This is a genomic window from uncultured Limnohabitans sp., from assembly GCF_937889215.1.
In the GTDB taxonomy this organism is placed as follows: Bacteria; Pseudomonadota; Gammaproteobacteria; order Burkholderiales; family Burkholderiaceae_C; genus Limnohabitans_A.
The window spans coordinates 1-2,646 of sequence record NZ_CALBEX010000080.1 but is presented as its reverse complement, the minus strand read 5'-3'; the positions used below and the strand labels follow the sequence as shown (position 1 = coordinate 2,646).

Below are 2,646 nucleotides of genomic sequence, written 5' to 3'. Positions count from 1 at the left end.
GTCATGGTGGCCCGCGCCGATGGCACCCTGGCCGCCGATGTGCGTCCCTTGATTCGTTTGTCCGTGACGGTGATTGCCGAGCAAAACGGCCGCCGCGAAGTGGGCAGTGCCGGCGGCGGTGGCCGCTTTGGCTTGGCTTATTTTGACGACGCCATGGTCGAGAGCTATGTGCAAGAAGCCGTGTCGGCCGCGCTAATCAACCTCGAAGCCCGCCCTGCGCCTGCGGGTGAGATGATGGTGGTGCTCGGCAACGGCTGGCCCGGGGTGTTGTTGCACGAGGCGGTGGGCCATGGTTTGGAAGGTGACTTCAACCGCAAGGGCTCCAGCTCCTTCAGTGGCCGCATTGGTCAGCGCGTCGCGGCCAAGGGGGTTACCGTGCTGGACGATGGCACCATGGCCGACCGCCGTGGCTCGCTCAATGTGGACGACGAAGGCCATGCCAGCCAAAAAAATGTGCTGATCGAAGACGGCATCTTGCGCGGCTACATCCAGGATTCGATGAACGCCCGCCTCATGGGCGTCAAGCCCACGGGCAACGGCCGCCGCGAAAGCTACGCCCATGTGCCCATGCCGCGCATGACCAACACCTACATGCTGGGCGGTGACAAGAGCGCCGAAGAGATCGTGGCCAGCATCAAAAAGGGCTTGTACGCCACCAACTTCGCGGGCGGCCAGGTGGACATCACCAGCGGCAAATTCGTGTTCTCGGCCAGCCAAGCCTACTGGGTGGAAAACGGCAAGATCCAATACCCCGTCAAAGGCGCAACCTTGATCGGCAGCGGCCCCGAGTCGCTCAAGAAGATCAGCATGATTGGCAACGACATGAAACTCGACTCGGGCGTGGGCACCTGCGGCAAAGAAGGCCAGAGTGTGCCGGTGGGCGTTGGTCAGCCTACCTTGCGCATCGATGGCCTGACGGTGGGTGGCACCGCCTGAACCTGAAACCTGACGCCCCCAAAGGCCCTCCGGGTTTGTCCCCGGATCGGACTGTCAGGAACTGTCATCCAGCTGTGCTACATTGAACCCCATGTCTTTGCGCACCGCTTTTTACTTTTTTTATTTTTGGTTCTCAGTCCCCGGCGGACGAGAGGCGAGCGCATAAGCACCCGAACATCTCGATACACACCGCCGGAGCCTCACAGCCCGGCGGTTTTTTTTGACTTTTTTTCAATTTTCAGGAGCCCACGATGAATGCCAAAACCACCGCCCCCGACAGCGCGTATCCGAATGCAGCAGACCGCACCGGCCAGACGGACAACGAACGCATCAAGGACATCACCGTGCTCCCGCCACCCGAACACTTGATCCGTTTTTTCCCGATCGCCGGCACGGCGTCGGAAGCCTTGATCGCCCAAACCCGCAAATCGATCGCCAGCATTGTGCACGGCCAAGACGATCGCTTGCTCGTCATCATTGGCCCTTGCTCGATCCACGACCCGGCCGCAGCCCTTGACTACGCCCGCCGCCTCAAGCCCTTGCGCGAGAAGTACGCTGACACGCTGGAAATTGTGATGCGCGTGTACTTCGAAAAGCCCCGCACCACCGTGGGTTGGAAGGGCTTGATCAACGACCCTTACTTGGACGAGAGTTTTCGCATCGACGAAGGCCTGCGCATTGCCCGCCAGTTGCTGATCGAGATCAACCGCCAAGGCCTGCCCGCAGGCAGCGAGTTCCTCGACGTGATCTCGCCCCAGTACATTGGCGACCTGATCAGCTGGGGTGCCATCGGCGCGCGCACCACCGAAAGCCAAGTGCACCGCGAATTGGCCTCGGGCCTGTCGGCCCCCATTGGCTTCAAGAACGGCACCGACGGCAACATCAAGATCGCGACCGACGCGATCCAGGCGGCTGCCCGTGGTCACCACTTTTTGTCGGTGCATAAAAACGGTCAGGTCGCCATCGTGCAGACCCAAGGCAACAAGGATTGCCACGTCATCCTGCGCGGCGGCAAAGCCCCCAACTACGATGCTCAGAGTGTGGCCGCCGCCTGCAAAGACTTGGAGGCCGCCAAGCTCCCCGCCACCTTGATGGTCGACTGCAGCCACGCCAACAGCAGTAAGAATCACGAGCGCCAGATCGACGTGGCCAAAGACATTGCTGCGCAAATCAGCGGAGGGTCACGTCAGGTGTTCGGTGTCATGGTTGAGAGCCATCTCTTGGGTGGCGCTCAAAAATTCACGCCCGGCAAAGACGACATGACGAAACTGACCTATGGCCAGAGCATCACCGACGCCTGCATTGGCTGGGACGACAGCGAAGCCGTTTTGCAAGTGCTGTCCGATGCAGTGAAGGCGCGCCGCGCAGGCTGAGGCGTGCTTGATTTTCAGGTCGGTACCCTAAGCTCCGATGGTCATCAATTCGTGCGGCGAGGGTCCGACGCGAGGTGGTCAACAAACTGAATGTCGGACCTGAAGGCTCCGACCTACGGGAGCCGTGTGTTTGTCGGGCCTTCGGGTCCGACACAGGGACCCCCGCAAAGGCGCAAGCCGCTGCCCCGTGGGTGCCGTGTGTTTGTAGGTCGGTGCCTTCAGGTCCGACAACGGGACTTCGGCAAAGGCGCAAGCCTCTGCCCCGCGGGTGCCGTGTGTTTGTCGGGGCCTTCAGGTCCGACGCAGGGACCTTGGCACCGTTCAAGCCGCTGCCCCA

At 61.4% G+C, this 2,646-nt stretch carries 2 protein-coding genes; both read left to right on the top strand.

The window, feature by feature from the left end:
* Positions 1–936, top strand: a 936-nt coding sequence (gene tldD / locus Q0341_RS01825) for a metalloprotease TldD (RefSeq protein ID WP_299510147.1), incomplete at its 5' end; no start/stop codon positions are given.
* Positions 937–1,187: 251 nt separating this feature from the next.
* A complete protein-coding gene (locus tag Q0341_RS01820) occupies positions 1,188–2,309 on the top strand; it encodes a 3-deoxy-7-phosphoheptulonate synthase (RefSeq protein ID WP_299510145.1) in 1,122 nt (373 codons plus the stop codon).
* Positions 2,310–2,646: the final 337 nt, after the last annotated feature.